We start from the raw sequence: 16,635 nt of genomic DNA, 5'->3' as shown, positions 1-16,635 counted from the left end.
CCCCATGTTCGACTCCGTCCGCGACGGCCTGCGCACCACCCTCGACGAGATCCGCGACGCCGGACTCCAGAAGCCCGAGCGGGTGATCGGCACCCCGCAGTCCGCGAACGTCGCCGTCACCTCCGGCGGGCGCGCCGGCGAGGTCCTCAACTTCTGCGCCAACAACTACCTGGGCCTCGCCGACCACCCCGAGGTCGTCGCCGCCGCCCACGAGGCCCTGGACCGGTGGGGCTACGGAATGGCCTCCGTCCGCTTCATCTGCGGCACCCAGGAGGTCCACAAGGAACTGGAGCAGCGGCTCTCCGCCTTCCTCGGCCAGGAGGACACGATCCTCTACTCCTCCTGCTTCGACGCCAACGGCGGCGTCTTCGAGACCCTCCTCGGCCCCGAGGACGCGGTGATCTCCGACGCCCTCAACCACGCCTCCATCATCGACGGCATCCGCCTCTCCAAGGCGAAGCGGTACCGCTACGCCAACCGCGACATGGCCGACCTGGAGCAGCGGCTCGCGGAGGCGTCCGGTGCCCGCCGCCGGCTGATCGTCACCGACGGCGTCTTCTCCATGGACGGCTACGTCGCCCCGCTCGCCGAGATCTGCGACCTCGCCGACCGCTACGACGCCATGGTCATGGTCGACGACTCGCACGCCGTCGGCTTCGTCGGCCCCGGCGGCCGCGGCACCCCCGAACTGCACGGCGTCATGGACCGCGTCGACATCATCACCGGCACCCTCGGCAAGGCACTGGGCGGCGCGTCCGGCGGCTACGTCGCGGCGCGCGCCGAGATCGTCGCCCTGCTGCGCCAGCGCTCGCGCCCGTACCTCTTCTCCAACTCGCTGGCTCCGGTCATCGCCGCCGCCTCCCTCAAGGTCATCGACCTGCTGGAGTCCGCCGGCGAGCTGCGCGAGCGGCTCGACGCCAACACCGCGCTCTTCCGCTCCCGGATGACCGCGGAGGGCTTCGACATCCTGCCCGGCGACCACGCGATCGCCCCCGTGATGATCGGGGACGCCGCGAAGGCGGCCCGCATGGCCGAACTGCTCCTGGAACGCGGTGTGTACGTGATCGGCTTCTCCTACCCCGTCGTCCCGCAGGGCGCCGCCCGGATCCGGGTGCAGCTGTCCGCCGCCCACTCCACCGAGGACGTGGACCGGGCCGTGGACGCCTTCGTCGCCGCCCGCGCGGCTCTGGAGGCCTGAGACACGGCCCCGCCCGCCGGTGCACGGGCACGCCCCGGCGGACCGGCGCGGGGCCGGCGCGGGGCCGGGGCGGCGGACGGCCGGGGAGCGGGCCGGGCCGGCGGGTGGCCGGGGCGGCCCCCGCGACCTGGGAGAATGGGCCCATGATCGATGCCCGGCGGCTGCGCGTCCTGCGTGCGGTGGCGGACCACCGTACGGTGACCGCCGCGGCCGCCGCGCTCTACCTCACCCCGTCCGCCGTCTCCCAGCAGCTCGCCGCGCTGGAGCAGGAGACCGGCCACCGGCTGGTGGAACGCGGCGCGCGGGGGGCCAGGCTGACGGCGGCCGGGGACATCCTGCTCACCCACACCAACGAGGTGCTCGCCCAGCTGGAGCGCGCGGAGGCGGAACTCGCCGCCTACAGCGGGGGCAGCGCCGGCACGGTCACCGTCGCCGCGTTCGCCACGGGCATCGGGCTCGTCCTCGCCCCCGCCATCGCCGGGCTGGCCCGGACCGCCCCCGGCATCCGGGTCAGGGTGCAGGACGCCGAGGGCGACGCGAGCGTCCCGATGGTGCTGGACCGGCAGGTCGACGTGGCGGTCGCCGTGGAATACCGGGGCGCGCCCGGCGACGACGACCGGCGGCTGGTCCGCCTGCCGCTGTACTCCGAACCGTTCGACGCGGTGCTGCCGGTCGGCCACCGCCTCGCGGACCGGGCGCAGATAGCCGTCGCCGACCTCGCCGAGGACCCGTGGATCGGCCCCTACCCCGGCAACCCCTGCCATGACGTGGTCGTCCTGGCCTGCGAGTACGCGGGGTTCGAGCCGAGGCTGGAGCACTCCTCGGACGACTTCCACGCGGTCGTCGCCCTCGCCGGGGCGGGCGCCGGGGTCGCCCTGGTGCCCCGGTCGGCGCTGCGCGGCACGGAGGCCGGCGGGGTCGTCGTACGCCCGGTGGAGGGCGCCGCCCCGACCCGGCGGGTGTTCGCCGCGGTCCGGCGCGGGACGGAGCGGCACCCGCTGATCGAACCGGTCCTGGACGCGTTGCGGGCGGCGGCGGGACCGGCGTAGCCCGGCCCCGCCGGCCCCCTTCGCCCGGCCCCGTCGGCCCCTTCACCCGGCCCCCGCCGCCGGCCGGGCTCAGCGCCCCCGGCGGCCCGGCAGCAGGGTCCCGGCCGCGGCCGCCACCACCACCGCGAGCACCAGCACCCCGTATCGGGCGGGCTCCATGTACGGTGCCGAGCCGGCCAGCGCCACCGAGAACGCCGTCAGCGGGACCGCGGCGACCAGGGTGCCCAGCGCCAGCCCGGCCCCCGCCACCAGCGCCGTCTCCAGGAGCAGCATCCGGGTGACCTGCCCCCGCCCGGCGCCCACCAGCCGCAGCAGCCGCAGCTCACGGCGCCGGCCCACGGAGATCAGTGCCAGGGTGCTGACCACCGCCAGCAGCGCGAAGCCGCCGATCACCCCGACCCCGATCACGATCATCGCGTCGTCCTCGCCGGAGGTGGCGGGCGCGGCACGCACGGCGCCGTCGCTCGCCGGACCGACCCGGACCGCGCCGTACGGGGTGAGGGCCTCGCGCAGCGCCGAGGCCACCGGGCCGCTGCCCGGACCGTCCGTGCGGATCAGCACCGCCTGGTCGCGGACGGCCGACACATGAGCCGTCAGCGCCTCCCGGGGGAAGACGAAGTCACCCACGCCCAGGGCCCGTTCGTAGACGGCGACGATCTTCGGCGCGACCCGGGTGCCGTCGCCCAGGCGCAGCTCCACGGTGTCACCGACGCCCGCGCCGAGGGAACCGGCACGGTCCGCGCCGACCGCGACCGTCCCGGGACCCCTGAGGGCCCCGAGGCCGCCCGCGGTGACGCCGAGGTCCAGCGTGCCCTCCAGCTGATCCGCCGTCACCCCCAGGACGGGGAGCCGCTCCAGCACCGGTTCGCCGGCCTCGCGGTGGGCGAGCACCACGGCCGACCGGAGCACCCCGGTCGCCGCGGCCACCCCCGGCGTGGCGCGTACCGCGTCGGCGGCCCCGGACGGCAGCCCGCCCGCCGGCCCCGTCACCATCAGGTCCGCCCGCAGCGCGGCGGCCGCCTGCCGGTCCCCGGCCCGCTCCAGCGTCGAGGAGGCGCCCAGCTGCACACAGACGAAGGCCGTCACCAGCACCACCGGGGTCAGGGCCGCGCCCAGCCTCCGGACGTGCGCCGCGGTGGACCTGGCCGCGAGGAACCCGGAGACCCCGGCACCCCGGCGCAGCGGCGCCCCCAGCACCCGTACCGCCACCCGGGCCGTCCGCGGCCCCAGCAACGCCACGGCGATCACCAGCGAGGTCGCCGAACCCGACGCGGCGACCGCCGCCGCCTGCCCGCCCTGCGTGGTCGCGAACCCCGCCGAGCCGGCCCCGGCCAGGGCCAGCAGCAGCCCGGCGACCGTACGCACCCGTCCCGGATCGCCCGGCTCGGGAGCGCCCGCGGCGGCCATCGCCACGGACGGCCGCAGCCGGGTGATCCGGCGCGCGGCCAGCATCGCCACGGGACGCGCGGCCAGCGCGACCAGCGCCGCACCCACCGCGCCGGCGGCGAACGGCAGCCATACCGGGACGGGCAGCGGCAGCACCTCGGTGGTCAGCACCGACCGCATCAGCAACCCCAGCGGCACCGCGCCGATCCCGCCGAGCACCGCGGCGGACACCGCCACCCTGCCCGCCTCCCGGCCGATCGCCGACCTGAGCTGGCGCGGCGAGGCGCCCACCGCGCGCAGCAGGGCCAGCTCGGCCGACCGCTGGTGCACGGCCTGGGCGAGCGTCGAGGAGATCACCAGGAGGGCCACCATCACCACCGTGCCCGCGACGGAACCGAGCAGCGCCAGCAGGTCGCCCCGGCCGCCCAGCGCGTCCAGGTGCTCGCCCTCACCGCGCTCCGCGCCCGTCAGGACCCGGATCTCACCGCCGCCGGCCCTCCCGGGCAGGGCGGCGTCCAGCGAGGCCCGCAGCGCCGCGGGCGAGACTCCCGGCGCGGCGACGACACCGATCGCGTCGACCGTCCCGGGATGACCGCCCAGCGACGTCAGCCGCGCCTCGGTGAAGAACACCGCGGGACCCGCGTCCCGGTCCGACCGGGCGAGCCCGCTGACGGTGTACGGCCGGGCGGGACCGCCCGCCCGCAGCAGCACGGTGTCGCCCGGCCCCGTACCCGCCGGCGCCAGCGCCGTGTCCAGCACCACCTCGTCGGCGGTGCCCGGCGCCCGGCCCCCGGTCAGCTCGTACCGGGTGAGCGCCGCCGACGGCCAGGACCGGCCGGTCGCGGCGGCCCCGGAGCCAAGCACCACCGGAACCGAGTCGTCCGCCACCGCCGAGGCGACCCCCTCGGCCGCCGCGGCCTTCGCCACCAGGCCACGGTCCAGCCGCACCCGCTCCGGCAGATAGGCCGTCACGGTGGCCGGCTCGCCGCCCCACGGCTTCGCGGTGTACGACACCTTCTGCCCGGCCGCGACCACCGCGTCTGCCCCGGCGTACCGCTCCACCGGCGGCTGCGCCAGCAGCAGCGAACCGATCACCAGCGCGAACGCGCCCAGCAGAGCCGCCGCGGCACCCGCCGCGGCGAACACCGCCGCCCAGGCCCGGCGGTGAGCCTTCAGCGAACGCCGCGCGAGGAACGCCGACGCCCGCCGCGACCCCGCCCGCGCCACGGGCAGCGACGCCGCCTCCCGCTCCCGCCCGGCCCGCGCCTCCGTCGTACTCATCGCAGCCGCCCGCCGTCCATCGTCAGCACCCTGTCGGCCCAGCCGGCCGCCGCCGGATCATGGGTGACCATGACGACCGTGCGGCCGTCGATCCGTACCGCGTCCCGCAGCAGGCCCAGCACCAGCCCCGCCGACTCGGGGTCCAGCGAGGCCGTCGGCTCGTCCGCGAAGATCACGTCGGGTTCGGTGACCAGCGCGCGCGCCACCGCCACCCGCTGCTGCTGCCCGCCGGACAGCGTCGAGGGCCCGTCGGACCCGCGCCCCGCCAGGCCGACCCGGGTCAGCAGCGCCCGGCCCCGGTCCAGCACGGTGGCCGACCCGGGGTCCGCGCCCGCCAGGACCAGGGGGAGCACGACGTTCTCCTCGATGCTCAGCGAGGGCACCAGGTTCAGCGCGTGGGACTGGAAGACGAAACCGACCCGGTCCCGGCGCAACCGGGTCAGCGCCGCCTCGGACAGCGACCCGAGATCCGTACCGCCGATCCGCACCGTCCCCGACGTCGGCCGGTCCAGGCCCGCGGCGCACTGCAGGAACGTGCTCTTCCCCGACCCGGAGGGCCCCACCACCGCGGTGAAACTCCCCACCGGCACCGCGCAGCTGACCGCGTCCAGCGCCGTCGCCTCCCGGCCGCCGCGCCCGCGGCGCTTGTACCGCCGGCTCACCGACTCCAGACTCAGCGCGGCCGCCCGCACCGCCGTGAGCGTGTCCACCGTCGACTCCACCCGTCTCTTCCCGTCCTGCTCGATGCTTCTCGTATCCGTCCTGACCTGCGTAAACGCTAGTCGGGGGGAGGGGGCGCGGGCGAGGGTGCGCGCTCCCGGAACCGGGGTTCAGCAGGCACCACCACGGGCGGGGGGAGCACCCCACTCCGCCCGGGGGAGAACCCCCGTACGGTGGTCTGCCATGAGTCACCCTCCCGCCCCGCTGACGAGCGCCCTCATACGCTCGTGGGACGCCTCGCGCTACCTCTTCACCGGCCTCCTGCTGGGCCTGTTCGCCTACCTCGGCGCCGCCCTCGTGGTGGCGGCCCTGCTCTTCGCCGCCGTCCTCATCGGCCTGCCCGCCCTGCCCGAGGCGATGAAGCTGCTGCGCCGGGTCACCGAGTCCGAGCGCCGCCGGGCCGCCGCCCGGCTGGGCGTCCCCTGCCGGCCGGCGGCGTACCCGTCCGCCGGCTCCGGGGAACTCTCCGAGCGGGTACGCCGCGTCCTCACCGATCCGACGGCCTGGCGGGACGTCCTCTGGCTGCCCTTCCAGGCCCTCGCCAGCACCGCGGCCGCCTGCCTCGCCATGGTGCTGTGGCCCATCGGGCTGCTGGTGGACGGAGCGGCCCTGACCGCCGTCCGCCTCGTGGACCGGCGGAGCACCGACGAATACGGCACCCCGCCGCCCGCCCGTCCCGGCTGGGTGCTGCGCTGGCACCCCTTCCTCGCCGACCTCTGCGCGGGCTGGAGCCGCGCGCTCCTCACCGCCCGGGGCACCGCGGACCTCGCCGAACGCATCGACGAACTGACGGAGAGCCGCGCCGGGGCGGTCGAGGCCCACGGCGCCGAACTGCGCCGCATCGAACGGGACCTCCACGACGGGGCCCAGGCCAGGATCGTCGCCCTGTCGCTCCGGATCGGCCTCGCCAGACAGCTCCTGGACCGGGACCCGGCGGCGGCACGCGCCCGCCTGGAGGAGGCCCAGGACGGCGCCGACGCGGCCCTGGCCGAGCTGCGCCACGTGGTGCGCGGCATCCACCCGCCGATCCTGACGGACCGTGGACTGGCGGGCGCCGTACGGGCGCTGGCGTCCGACGCGAGCGTCCCCGTCGAGGCCGAACTCGGCGAGGTGGAGGACGGCCGCCGCCTGCCCGCCGCGATCGAGGCCGCCGCCTACTTCGTCGTGGCCGAGGCCCTCACCAACATCAGCAAGCACAGCGGGGCGAGCACGGCGAGCGTACGGATCAGCAGGGGCGCCGGTGTCCTGCGCGTACGCGTCGGGGACGATGGGCGCGGCGGCGCGGACGAACGCGCCGGCAGCGGGCTGGTCGGGATCCGGCGGCGGATCGCCGCCCTGGACGGGACCACCCGGATCAGCAGCCCCGCAGGGGGCCCGACCGACATCGAGGTGGAGCTGCCGTGCGGATCGTGATCGCCGAGGACAACGCGTTGCTGAGGGAGGGGCTCGTCCTCCTGCTCACCAGCTCGGGGCACGAGGTGGTCGCCGACGCCGCCACCGGCCCCGAGGTGCTGCCCGCCCTGCTGGAGCACCGTCCCGACGCGGCCGTCCTGGACGTACGCCTGCCGCCGACCTTCCGCGACGAGGGCCTGCGCGCCGCACTCGCCGCCCGCGCCGAGATGCCGGACCTGCCGATCCTCGTCCTCTCCCAGTACGTCGAGGAGACCTACGCCGCCGAACTGCTCGCCCAGGGCGCCCAGGGCATCGGCTACCTGCTCAAGGACCGGATCGGCCGCGTCGACCAGTTCCTCCAGGCCCTGGAGCGCGTCGCCGACGGCGGTACGGCCCTCGATCCCGAAGTGGTCTCCCAGCTGCTGACCCGCAAGGCGTCCGCCCAGCCGCTGCGGAGCCTCACCGCACGGGAGCGCGAGGTCCTCGAACACATGGCGCAGGGCAAGGCGAACGGCACGATCGCCGCCGAACTCGTCGTCACCGAAAGGGCGGTGAGCAAACACATCGGCTCGATCTTCGCCAAGCTGGGCCTGGAGGCCGACGACGGCACCGTGCACCGGCGGGTGCTCGCCGTCCTCGCCTACCTGGAGGGCAGGGACGGCCGCTGAGGCCCCGCCCGCCGCGCGGACCGGGCGGCCGGGGACCCGTCCCCGCCCCGGGGCCCGTCAGGCCGGGAAGGTCTTCCGCAGATAGGCGTCGATCCGGCCGGCCAGCTCCGCCCTGTCCTCGGTCTCCGCGTAGGTGAGGGCGAGCGGGGCGGCATAGCTGCCGGGGCAGACGTCCAGCTCCGACTCCAGGGTGACCAGGGTCAGTTCGACGTTCCCCACACCGTAGGCGGCGGGGAATCTCATCTCCAGCTCCTGCCACCAGTCCACCTCCTGGCGGGCGTTGGCACGGCCGTGCTTGACCTCCGTCTGGTGGATCCGGCAGCCGAGGCCGTCCAGGGCCCCGAGCACGGCGGCCTGCGCGGGCAGGGCGTGGACCTCCAGCACGTCCTCGTCCCCGCGGTCGACCGCACGGTCGACGGCCAGCTCGGTGACCACCGCGGAGTACGCGGCCGGCAGCGGGCGCCCGTCGGTGTGGGTGAGAGGCATCCCCAAGGGGAGGTCGAAGTGCACCTGTTCGGTACGTACTTCACCGGCTCCCAGGGTGAAGTCCCGCGCGGGGGTCCGCTCCGCCATCGGGTGCATGTAACGGACCTCGTTCTCCCCGTGGGACTCGAACCGGACAGCCAGACGGACCGTCAGGTGCTCGATCTCCACGTCGGCGTCGCCGCCTCTGACCGTGACCGTCGCGGTCACACGCTCACCCGGACGCACCTGGTGGCGGTCGAGGACCGTCTCCACCTCGGGCGCGCCGACGCCGAGCGAACTGAGAAACCTGCGGAATGCCATGGGAACCCCCCTGTCCGGCACGTATGTTCCGCGCGCACTGTATCCGCCCGCCCCTGGGCCGCCCCCCGCCCCCCGGCCGGCCGGCGCCCGCACCTTCGGACACCGCGTCCCCGGGCCGTCCCACGGAGCCGGTACACGAGGCCGTCACGCCGGTCCGTCACGCCGGTCCGTCACGTCGAGCCGTCACGCCGGTCCGTCACCGTCCGGGAAGGGGTCACGCGGGCTGCAACAGGTCCCACCGGTTGCCGTACAGATCCTCGAAGACCGCCACCGAGCCGTACGCCTCGTGCCGGGGCTCCTCCAGGAAGCGGACTCCGGCGGCCGTCATCCGCGCGTGGTCGCCCGCGAAGTCGTCCGTGTGCAGGAAGAAGCCGACCCGGCCGCCGGTCTGCGCGCCGACTGCGGCGGCCTGGGCCTCGCCGTCGGCGCGCGCCAGCAGCAGCCCGGTACCGGCTGTGCCACGCGGACGCACCACGACCCACCGGGAGCCGTCGTCCCGGCCGGTGTCCTCGACCAGCTCGAACCCGAGCGCGCCCGTGTAGAAGGAGACGGCCTCGTCGTAATCGCGGACGACGAGCGTGACCAGGGCGACAAGGGACATGGGTCCTCCGGTTTCCTCGGGACGGCGGGGTCCCACCGCGTAAGTCATACGTAACACTAAAGGCTGTCCCGTAATCCCTGGCGGGCGCGCGACGACAGCCACGGCACCTCGCGGCGTTGTCGGAACGTCCGCATACATCCAGTATGCGAACGCCCCTCCGCCTTGCGATGCACCGCGTCTGACGCCGCACGCTGCTCCACCACGGATTACGGGACAGCCTTTAACGTGGTGCGCCGGTGCGCGGGAGAATGCCCCGCATGGACACCAGCGACCCCGGCCTCCCCGCCCTGACCGCCCGCGCCCGGCGCCTCACCGCCCCCGGCGCACGCCGCGTCCTCGGGATCGCCGGGCCGCCCGGAGCCGGGAAGTCGACCCTGGCGGCCCGGCTGGTCGAAGCGCTCGACGGGGACGCCGTCCTCGTCCCCATGGACGGCTTCCACCTGGCGGGCGCCGAGCTGGAACGGCTCGGCCGGTCCGGCCGCAAGGGCGCCCCCGACACCTTCGACGCGGCCGGATACGTCGCACTGCTGCGCCGCCTGCGGCACCCCCGGGGCCCGGAACCGGTCTACGCGCCCGTGTTCGACCGGCGGCTGGAGGAACCCGTCGCCGGGTCCGTGGCCGTGGGGGACGGCGTACCGCTGGTGGTGACGGAAGGCAACTACCTGCTGCTGGACGAAGGGCCCTGGGCCGAGGTGCACGGGCTGCTGGACGAGGTCTGGTTCCTGGACGCCGACCCCGGGACGAGGGTGCGCCGGCTGGTGGACCGGCACGTGCGGTTCGGCAGGCCCCGCCCGCAGGCTGAACACTGGGTCGCCGGCTCCGACGAACGCAACGCCCGGCTCGTGGAGCGCGGCCGTGACCGCGCGGACCTGGTGGTGCGGGTGGGGTGAGGCCGCACCGGTCCGGGACCTGAGGGGACCTGAGGGGCCCTGAGGTGCCCCGCTGTGCTCGCCTCCGCCGGGGCGGAAGGGCAGGATGCTGTCTGCCGACCGGCTGCCCCGCCGCTGCCCTGCCCCGCCGACCCGCTGCCCTGCCGATCCCGCCGACCCGCCAGGAGGATTCATGACCAGCCCCGACCGGCCCGCGCCCCTCGCCCCCTTCACCGCCGACGACTACCGCGCCCGGATGGCCCGCGCCGCCGAGGACGCCGACGCCGCCGGACTCGCGGGCGTCCTCGTCGCACCCGGCCCCGACCTGGTCCACCTCACCGGCTACCGGCCCACGGCCGCCACCGAACGCCTCACCCTGCTCGTCCTGCGGGCCGGACACGACCCCGTCCTGGTCGTCCCCGCGCTGGAGGCGGCCGACGCCGCACACGCCGCGGGCGCCGGCGCCCTCACCCTGCGGGACTGGACCGACGCCGCCGACCCGTACGCCCTCTCCGCCGAACTGCTCGCTCCCGACGGGCGGTTCGGAGTCAGCGACAACACCTGGGCCCTGCACCTGCTCGCCCTGCAACAGCGCCTCCCCGACACCTCCTACGCCTCGCTCACCGAGGCGCTCCCGATGCTGCGCGCGGTGAAGGACGCCGCCGAACTGGCGCGCCTCGCGGCCGCGGGGGCCGCCGCCGACGCCACCTACGAGCAGATCCTGAAGGTACGGTTCTCCGGCCGCCGGGAGACCGACGTCGCCGCCGACCTGGCATCCCTCCTGCGGGAACACGGACACGAGCAGGTCGACTTCACCGTGGTCGGATCCGGCCCGAACGGCGCGAACCCGCACCACGAGGCAGGCGACCGCACCATCGGGCACGGCGACATGGTCGTCCTGGACTTCGGCGGCCTGAAGCACGGCTACGGCTCCGACACCTCCCGTACGGTGCACGTCGGCGAGCCCACCGCCGAGGAACAGCGGGTCCACGACATCGTGCGGGAGGCCCAGGAGGCCGGCGTCCGCGCCGTACGCCCCGGGGCCGCCTGCCAGGACATCGACCGGGCGGCCCGAGCCGTCATCACCGGATCCGGGTACGGCGAGCGCTTCATCCACCGCACGGGCCACGGCATCGGCGTCACCACCCACGAACCGCCCTACATGATCGAGGGCGAGGAACAGCCGCTGGTGGAGGGCATGTGCTTCTCGGTGGAGCCCGGCATCTACCTCCCCGGCCGGTTCGGGGTCCGTATCGAGGACATCGTCACGGTCACCCCGGACGGCGGCCGGAGGCTGAACACCACCGCGCGGGAGCTGGCACAGGTCGAGTGACCGCGGGGCCCCGCCGGAGGCCGGACGGGCGGAGGCGGAACCACCGGGGGCGTACAGGCGTTCCTTGGTGCTGACCCCCCGCACAGAAAACCTCCGAAGGAGCCCGCCGGGTGACCAGTACCCTGACCCTGCGCATACTGCGATCGCTGAGAGACCGTCCCGAGGGGTACCTCGACTGCCGGGTCGACTTCTCGGACGGGCCGGACACCGCGCGGCCGGTCGCCCATGTGGAACGCGAGCTGCCGCCGGGCGGCGTCCCCGCCTACCGCGCGGCCCGGAAGAGCGGTGCCCGCTCCTTCGTCCTGTGGGCGGACCCGCACCGCCGGGACCGGGTCGCGACCCTGGTCACCGTCGCCGCGCACGGCGGACGGGCACAGTTCCAGGTGCTCGGCGCGCACGGTGAACTCCTCGGCACGGTCACCCGCGACAAGGCGTTCAGCCGGGGCCTGCGGACGCGCTGGACGGTGAGCGCTCCCGGCGGCCTCGAAGCGGTGGGGTACAAGGGGCGGCTCTTCTGGTGGGGCCTGTGGTGGCTCTGTTCACCCCTGGTGCCGCTCATGCTCGTGGGCGCGCTGTTCGGCGGGGGCGGCGGCGACTTCCCGCGCGGCCCGCGCCGCGTCATCTGGCGCGCGGGCGGACGGGTCCCGCTGGAGTTCAGGTCCTCCGACGACGGGGTGCGCCTGCACGCGCCGGAGCTGGACTGGCGGCTCGGAGCGGCCCTGGCGGCGCTGCTCCCGTCCTTCGACGGCTGGATCGGCACCCCCTGGGACGACCGGAAGGACTGACCCGCCCGTCCCGGGGCCGGCCCCGGGACGGACCCGCGTCCTCACTCGTCGGCCAGCACGACGCACGACTCGGCGGGCAGGTGCAGCACACCGTCGGCGCCCGGCGCCTCGACCGGTGCCCACGCGGCCAGGACCCGGCCCGTACGCGAGCGGTGCCGGCCGCTGCCGAGCGGGATCGCGGCCGCCGCCCCCGCCAGATTGACGGCGATCCGCAGGTCGCCCCGCCGGCAGACGAACCAGCGTGCCCGCTCGTCGTACGCCGTCCGTACCGAGGCCAGGTCCGGGTCCGACAGGTCGGGCAGGGCGCGGCGCAGCGCGATCAGCTCGCGGTACCAGGCGCGGAGCCCGGCGTGCGGTTCGCGCTCCGCCTCCTCCCAGTCCAGGCACGAACGGTCCCGGGTCGCCGGGTCCTGCGGATCGGGGATGTCCTCGGCGGCCCAGCCGTGTGCCCCGAACTCCCGGCGCCTGCCCTCGCGGACGGCCTCGGCGAGGGCGGGGTCGGTGTGGTCGGTGAAGAACTGCCAGGGGGTGCGGGCGCCCCACTCCTCGCCCATGAAGAGCATCGGGGTGAACGGCCCGGTGAGCACCAGGGCCGCCGCGCACGCCTGGAGGCCGGGGGAGAGGGAGGCGGAGAGCCGGTCGCCGAGGGCGCGGTTGCCGATCTGGTCATGGGTCTGCGCGTAACCCACGAAGCGGTGGGCAGGGGTACGGGTGATGTCGACGGGCCGCCCGTGGCGGCGGCCCCGGAAACTGGAGTACGTGCCGTTGTGGAAGAAGGCGGCCGTCACCGTCTTGGCCAGGGCGGCCAGCGGGGCGGCCGCGAAGTCCGCGTAGTACCCCTGGGACTCACCGGTCAGCGCGGTGTGCAGGGCGTGGTGGAAGTCGTCGTTCCACTGGGCGTGCAGCCCGAGCCCGCCCTCCGCCCGGGGCGTGGTCGTCCGCGGGTCGCACAGGTCCGACTCGGCGATCAGGGGCAGCGGGCGGCCGAGTTCCGCGGCGAGCGCGTCCGCACCGGCCGCCAGTTCCTCCAGGAAGGTGAGCGCCCGCCCGTCGGCCAGCGCGTGCACCGCGTCCAGCCGCAGCCCGTCCAGCCGGTAGTCCCGCAGCCAGGCCAGCGCGCTGCCCAGCAGGAAGGCCCGCACCTCGTCCGAACCGGGGGCGTCGAGGTTGACGGCCGAGCCCCAGGGCGTGTGGTGGGTGTCGGTGAAGTACGGCCCGAAGGACGGCAGGTGGTTCCCCGAGGGCCCCAGGTGGTTGTGCACCACGTCCAGCACGACGGCGAGCCCCAGACCGTGCGCCGTGTCCACGAAACGCTTCAGCCCCGCGGGGCCGCCGTACGGCTCGTGCACCGCCCACAGCGACACCCCCTCGTACCCCCAGCCGTGCGTACCGGGGAAGGGGCAGACGGGCATCAGCGAGACATGGGTGACACCCAGGTCCGCCAGGTGCCCGAGCCGGGCCGCGGCGGCGTCGAAGGTGCCCGCCCCGGTGAACGTACCGATGTGCAGCTCGTACAGCACCGCGCCGGGCAGCCCCCGCCCCGCCCACGGGTGGCGCCAGGTGTACGCCTCCTGGTCGACCACCGCGCTCTCGCCGTCCGGGCCGTCCGGCTGGCGGCGGGAGCGCGGGTCGGGGAGCACCGGGCCGCCGTCGAGGACGAAGCCGTAGCGGTCGCCGTCCGCCGCCTCGGCCTCCGCGGTCCACCAGCCGGCCCGCAGCGGATCGCACTCCATCGGCCGACACCCGTCCGCGGTCTTCAGCAGGACCGACCCGGCCCTCGGGGCCCACACCTCGAACAGCATCCGCCACTCCTCGTCCACTCGTCCGTGAAAGGCCGCCCCGGATCCCCGTGACCGGCGACACCGGGCCCGCTCACCTGGGACGCTGGAGCGATGCCGCAACCGGCGTCTAGGGTCTGGTCCTGATCATTGCCCTACCGGGTTCCGCTCATACGTGAGGGACCCGGGCAGTAATACCGGATTGCCGGGCGGTGACAGAGGAGAGAACCACCAGGTCCACCCGACGGCTGCTGGAGGCCGAGATGACCGTGCCGACGTTCCCACCGGGCTTCCTCTGGGGAGCCTCCGCGTCCGCCTTCCAGACGGAAGGGGCCTACGACGCCGACGGCAAGGGGCCCTCGGGCTGGGACGCCTTCGCCGCGCAGCCGGGCCGGATCAAGGACGGCACCGACACCACCCGGGGCACCGGCTTCCACGAGCACTACCGGGAGGACGTCGCCCTGCTCGCCGGACTCGGCGCGGACGCCTTCCGCTTCTCCATCAGCTGGCCCCGGGTCGTCCCCGGCGGCAGCGGCTCCCTCAACCCGGCGGGACTGGACTTCTACGACCGCCTGGTCGACGAGCTCTGTACGCACGGCATCACGCCCGCCCCCACCCTCTACCACTGGGACACCCCGCTCGACCTCGACAAGGAGGGCGGCTGGCTCAACCGGGACACCGCCTACCGCTTCGCCGAGTACGCGGGCATGGTCGCCGAGCGCCTCGCCGACCGGGTGCCCATGTGGATCACCATCAACGAACCCGCCGAGGTCACCCTGCTCGGCTACGCCCTCGGCGAGCACGCTCCCGGCCGCACCCTGCTCTTCGACGCGCTGCCGGCCGCCCACCACCAGCTCCTCGCCCACGGCCTGGCCGTACGGGCGCTGCGCGCCGCCGGTGCGGGCAACATCGGCCTCGCCCTCTCCCACAGCCCCGTCTGGACGGCCGGGGACTCCGACGAGGACCGGATGGGCGCGGAGCTCTACGACACCCTCACCAACTGGCTGTTCGCCGACCCGGTGCTCACCGGCCGCTACCCCGACGAGGGCTTCGCGGCCCTCATGCCGGGACCGGTCGAGGACGACCTGAAGGTGATCTCCACGCCGCTCGACTGGTACGGGGTCAACTACTACAACCCCACCCTGGTGGGCGCCCCGGAGCCCGAGGCGCCGGCCGCCTTCTCCGGCTACACGATCCCGGAGGGGCTCCCCTTCGGGATCCGGGAGATCGAGGGCTACGACACCACCGACTTCGGCTGGCCCGTCGTCCCCGAAGGACTCTCCGAGATGCTCGGCCGGCTGAAGGACCGCTTCGGCGACCGGCTGCCGCCCGTCTACATCACGGAGAACGGCTGCGCCGTCGACGAACCCCTCGCCGACGGCCGCCGCATCGCCTTCCTCGAAGGACACCTGGAGTCGCTGCGCACCGCCATCGACGCGGGGGTCGACGTACGCGGGTACTTCACCTGGTCGCTGACCGACAACGTGGAGTGGACGGAGGGCGCCAGCAAGCGCTTCGGGCTCGTCCACATCGACTACGAGACGCTCCGGCGCACCCCCAAGGAGTCGTACGCCTGGTACCGCGACGTGATCCGCGCCCAGCACACGGCGACGGCGCCCGAGGGGGCGGCGCCCGCGGGTTTGGAACCGGCCGCGGGCCAGGCGTCACCCGCGGGCCGGGTCCGTCTCGCCGGTCAGTCCCACACCATGTCGATGGCGCGCTCGAAGTTGACGTAGCCCAGGCGCGCGAACGACTTCGCCATCGGGACGTTGCCCAGGTCCGTCGCGGCCCTGATCCGTTCGACGCCCTCGGCCGCGAGCACCCGGGTGCCCTCGGCCAGGACGTCGTCGACGTAGCCCTTCCCCCGGTGGGCGGGCAGCACCCCGATGTACGCGATCATCGGGTGGTAGTTGTTCCGGGCCGGTATCACGAAGCCCACCGGCGTACCGTCCGGCAGCTCCGCGATCCGCCACCACTCCTTCGGGGTCCGCAGCCCCGCGAACTCCTCGTCGTAGTGCTTCTCCGCCGCCTCGCGGGCGGTCAGCCCGGACGCCAGGTCCTGTTGCCCGTGCGCGTCCAGGGTGCCCTCCATCACCGGTGCCATCAGGGCGAGGAGGTCCTCCCGGTCCCGCACCCGACGGAACCTCAGGCGCCCCGTGTCCGCGGGGACCGGGGTGCCGGCCCGCCACTCCAGACGCAGCCGTTCCACCAGGACCCGGGCGCCGCTCGCCTCCATGACCCGCTGCCGCGCCTCCACGGCCTCCCGGACGGCGGGATCCTCCCGCCAGCCGGGCGGGACGTACCGGCCGTACTCGGGGCGGGGCGCCCCCGCGGGCAGGACGGCGGCCGACGCCGTCTCCAGGAGCCGCAGCCCCGTCTCGCCGCGCTCCGGCTCCGGGAGGGTGTCGTCCAGATCGAAGAAGTCCAGGAACATCGGGGCGCCGCCGCGCTCGTTCGTCCACCAGGCGAGCCGGGCGACGACCCGCTCACCCCGCAGGGCCACCCACATCCACTCCGGCCGGCGGCGGCCGGCGGCGAGGTCGCCGGCCAGCTCGTGGTCCAGGACGTAGGTGAGACGGAGGAAGAGACCCAGCTCGTCGGCTCCGTTGAGCGGACGGGCGGTCAGTTCCGGTGGTACAGGCGTCACAAAGGCTCCTCGGTGTGCGTGCCGCGTACGGTCGGCACGCGGCGCGCGTGACGGTAACAACCCCTTCTCCCGCGCGCGCGTTCTTTTGCCCGGAGCTCCTCCCGGCCGCCGGAGCACCCGCGCACGACGGGCAACCGGGTGA

The 16,635-nt window shown here is 75.1% G+C and carries 14 protein-coding genes; 8 read left to right on the top strand and 6 right to left on the bottom strand.

What is annotated here, in order from left to right; all coding sequences use genetic code 11:
- Positions 1-4: 4 nt before the first annotated feature.
- Both CP967_RS05560 and CP967_RS05555 read left to right on the top strand, forming a co-directional pair.
- Entirely contained in the window at positions 5-1,198 is a 1,194-nt protein-coding gene (locus CP967_RS05560; protein WP_150486872.1) for a glycine C-acetyltransferase, read from the top strand.
- Between the two features lie 143 nt (positions 1,199-1,341).
- The gene (locus tag CP967_RS05555) at positions 1,342-2,247 is read left to right on the top strand and encodes a LysR family transcriptional regulator (RefSeq protein WP_150486871.1); all 906 of its coding nucleotides are present in this window, start codon (positions 1,342-1,344) and stop codon (positions 2,245-2,247) included.
- A gap of 69 nt (positions 2,248-2,316) precedes the next feature.
- On the opposite strand, the gene CP967_RS05550 is transcribed toward CP967_RS05555, so the two are convergent.
- Positions 2,317-4,914: an ABC transporter permease gene (locus tag CP967_RS05550; RefSeq protein ID WP_150486870.1), complete on the bottom strand. Its 2,598-nt coding sequence runs from the start codon at positions 4,912-4,914 to the stop codon at positions 2,317-2,319.
- Positions 4,911-5,636 (bottom strand): ABC transporter ATP-binding protein, encoded by a 726-nt coding sequence (locus tag CP967_RS05545; RefSeq protein WP_150486869.1) that lies wholly within the window; start codon positions 5,634-5,636, stop codon positions 4,911-4,913. The genes CP967_RS05550 and CP967_RS05545 overlap by 4 nt, the downstream gene beginning before the upstream one ends.
- A 181-nt stretch (positions 5,637-5,817) precedes the next feature.
- Between CP967_RS05545 and CP967_RS05540 the strand changes: the two genes are divergently transcribed.
- Together CP967_RS05540 and CP967_RS05535 are read left to right on the top strand one after the other, a co-directional pair.
- The gene (locus CP967_RS05540; RefSeq protein ID WP_150486868.1) at positions 5,818-7,047 is read left to right on the top strand and encodes a sensor histidine kinase; all 1,230 of its coding nucleotides are present in this window, start codon (positions 5,818-5,820) and stop codon (positions 7,045-7,047) included.
- Positions 7,035-7,694: a response regulator gene (locus tag CP967_RS05535; protein WP_150486867.1), complete on the top strand. Its 660-nt coding sequence runs from the start codon at positions 7,035-7,037 to the stop codon at positions 7,692-7,694. Before CP967_RS05540 ends, CP967_RS05535 begins: the two co-directional genes overlap by 13 nt.
- Before the next feature lie 57 nt (positions 7,695-7,751).
- Here the strand turns inward: CP967_RS05535 and CP967_RS05530 are convergent, their stop codons facing one another.
- Both CP967_RS05530 and CP967_RS05525 read right to left on the bottom strand, forming a co-directional pair.
- Positions 7,752-8,480, bottom strand: coding sequence for a sporulation protein (locus CP967_RS05530; protein WP_150486866.1), 729 nt, complete (start codon positions 8,478-8,480; stop codon positions 7,752-7,754).
- Between the two features lie 214 nt (positions 8,481-8,694).
- Positions 8,695-9,081 carry a VOC family protein gene (locus tag CP967_RS05525; RefSeq protein WP_150486865.1) on the bottom strand — a complete coding sequence of 129 codons (387 nt, stop codon included), beginning with the start codon at positions 9,079-9,081 and terminating at the stop codon, positions 8,695-8,697.
- A 257-nt stretch (positions 9,082-9,338) separates the two neighbouring features.
- Between CP967_RS05525 and CP967_RS05520 the strand changes: the two genes are divergently transcribed.
- The 3 genes from CP967_RS05520 (at position 9,339) to CP967_RS05510 (ending at position 12,068) form a co-directional block, all read left to right on the top strand.
- The gene (locus CP967_RS05520; protein ID WP_150486864.1) at positions 9,339-9,971 is read left to right on the top strand and encodes a nucleoside/nucleotide kinase family protein; all 633 of its coding nucleotides are present in this window, start codon (positions 9,339-9,341) and stop codon (positions 9,969-9,971) included.
- 172 nt (positions 9,972-10,143) lie between these two features.
- Positions 10,144-11,283, top strand: a complete 1,140-nt coding sequence (locus tag CP967_RS05515) for an aminopeptidase P family protein (RefSeq protein WP_150486863.1) — start codon at positions 10,144-10,146, stop codon at positions 11,281-11,283.
- A 110-nt stretch (positions 11,284-11,393) separates the two neighbouring features.
- A complete protein-coding gene (locus CP967_RS05510; RefSeq protein ID WP_190175140.1) occupies positions 11,394-12,068 on the top strand; it encodes a hypothetical protein in 675 nt (224 codons plus the stop codon).
- A 41-nt stretch (positions 12,069-12,109) separates the two neighbouring features.
- Here CP967_RS05510 and treZ read toward each other — a convergent pair whose 3' ends face one another.
- Positions 12,110-13,870 carry a malto-oligosyltrehalose trehalohydrolase gene (gene treZ, locus CP967_RS05505; protein ID WP_150486862.1) on the bottom strand — a complete coding sequence of 587 codons (1,761 nt, stop codon included), beginning with the start codon at positions 13,868-13,870 and terminating at the stop codon, positions 12,110-12,112.
- Positions 13,871-14,109: 239 nt separating this feature from the next.
- Between treZ and CP967_RS05500 the strand changes: the two genes are divergently transcribed.
- Complete coding sequence (locus CP967_RS05500) at positions 14,110-15,582, top strand: GH1 family beta-glucosidase (protein ID WP_229888482.1); 1,473 nt, start codon at positions 14,110-14,112, stop codon at positions 15,580-15,582.
- Here the strand turns inward: CP967_RS05500 and CP967_RS05495 are convergent.
- Complete coding sequence (locus tag CP967_RS05495) at positions 15,540-16,493, bottom strand: GNAT family N-acetyltransferase (RefSeq protein ID WP_150486861.1); 954 nt, start codon at positions 16,491-16,493, stop codon at positions 15,540-15,542. The two genes, CP967_RS05500 and CP967_RS05495, sit on opposite strands and share 43 nt — an antisense overlap.
- Positions 16,494-16,635 lie beyond the last annotated feature (142 nt).

It is taken from the genome of Streptomyces nitrosporeus (assembly GCF_008704555.1).
GTDB lineage: Bacteria > Actinomycetota > Actinomycetes > Streptomycetales > Streptomycetaceae > Streptomyces > Streptomyces nitrosporeus.
The sequence above is the reverse complement of the archived record's forward strand: the minus strand, read 5'-3'. Positions and strand labels throughout refer to the sequence as shown.

Excerpts from the sequence above, each read along its gene's own strand:
- CP967_RS05500 (WP_229888482.1), top strand. The coding sequence starts at position 14,110 with ATGACCGTGCCGACGTTCCCACCGGGCTTCCTCTGGGGAGCCTCCGCG.
- CP967_RS05520 (WP_150486864.1), top strand. The coding sequence starts at position 9,339 with ATGGACACCAGCGACCCCGGCCTCCCCGCCCTGACCGCCCGCGCCCGG.
- CP967_RS05525 (WP_150486865.1), bottom strand. The coding sequence starts at position 9,081 with ATGTCCCTTGTCGCCCTGGTCACGCTCGTCGTCCGCGATTACGACGAG.
- CP967_RS05550 (WP_150486870.1), bottom strand. The coding sequence starts at position 4,914 with ATGAGTACGACGGAGGCGCGGGCCGGGCGGGAGCGGGAGGCGGCGTCG.
- CP967_RS05515 (WP_150486863.1), top strand. The coding sequence starts at position 10,144 with ATGACCAGCCCCGACCGGCCCGCGCCCCTCGCCCCCTTCACCGCCGAC.
- CP967_RS05530 (WP_150486866.1), bottom strand. The coding sequence starts at position 8,480 with ATGGCATTCCGCAGGTTTCTCAGTTCGCTCGGCGTCGGCGCGCCCGAG.
- CP967_RS05560 (WP_150486872.1), top strand. The coding sequence starts at position 5 with ATGTTCGACTCCGTCCGCGACGGCCTGCGCACCACCCTCGACGAGATC.
- CP967_RS05540 (WP_150486868.1), top strand. The coding sequence starts at position 5,818 with ATGAGTCACCCTCCCGCCCCGCTGACGAGCGCCCTCATACGCTCGTGG.
- treZ (WP_150486862.1), bottom strand. The coding sequence starts at position 13,870 with ATGCTGTTCGAGGTGTGGGCCCCGAGGGCCGGGTCGGTCCTGCTGAAG.
- CP967_RS05555 (WP_150486871.1), top strand. The coding sequence starts at position 1,342 with ATGATCGATGCCCGGCGGCTGCGCGTCCTGCGTGCGGTGGCGGACCAC.